2 protein-coding genes are annotated in these 763 nt (G+C 57.7%); both read right to left on the reverse strand.

From position 1 onward, the window contains the following. Positions 1 to 239 (reverse strand): type VI secretion system baseplate subunit TssG (locus F4V72_RS23960; RefSeq protein WP_150342521.1); only part of this gene is annotated, 239 nt, incomplete at its 3' end. Continuing rightward, a partial coding sequence (locus F4V72_RS23965; protein WP_139147592.1) for a type VI secretion system baseplate subunit TssF occupies positions 203 to 763 on the reverse strand: 561 nt, incomplete at its 5' end. The genes F4V72_RS23960 and F4V72_RS23965, both read right to left, overlap by 37 nt.

Here is a 763-nt window from a genome sequence, read left to right on the forward strand (position 1 = left end):
TCCGGGTTATCATCCGGATTAATCTCAATGCCCTTAAACTCACCTGCCGGAAAGCCCATTCCGGCATACGGACGCAGACGCACCGGGTCATCGCCGATGCGCCTGCTGCTGCCGAGTGGTGGATACTCAGGATGCGTCTTTTCCAGCCACTGCAGAAAGCGGTAAAAATGGGTGTACGGCAGGCGTTCGCCGAACGCGTCATTTAGCGTCGTAAAGCTGACTGATGGTTCTCTTTCCATCGCAGGCAGTGTCCTGTCGGTTGCAGTATCAGGGTGAGGCGGTTAAACAGGTGCATATCGGCGTACTGCGCGAAGAAGCGGTTGAGCAGGCTGCCGAACAGCCAGACATCGCCCTCACCGGTAAACATCGTGGTGTCGAGGGTCACTTCAATGTCCACGCCCCGCTGTAAGCCGCGTTTCCAGTATTCCAGCCGGTGGTGTTCAACCCTGAGAATGCCATTCAGACGGCGACGGTTAACATCGCTGTCCGCCCAGTTATAGAGCGCCAGGGTATTACGCAGTACCTCTGCATTGTTCATCATCCACAGAAAGCTGCTGCCCAGGTGGCTCAGCAACTTCCAGTGAAAACGATTCTCACTGGGCGGATAGCAGGGTATGGAGGGGCGACAGAGGTTACGCACGCGCACCGGGGTCTGCTGTGTGCCGCAGAGTTGTTCCAGCAACACGCTCTGCAGGGTTTTACGCGGCAGACACCCATTGGTGCCGGTAAGGCTCAGCGCCAGAGGGTCATCCGGCTGCAGGCG

The sequence above is a fragment of the Salmonella enterica subsp. diarizonae genome (assembly GCF_008692785.1).
In the GTDB taxonomy this organism is placed as follows: domain Bacteria; phylum Pseudomonadota; class Gammaproteobacteria; order Enterobacterales; family Enterobacteriaceae; genus Salmonella; species Salmonella diarizonae.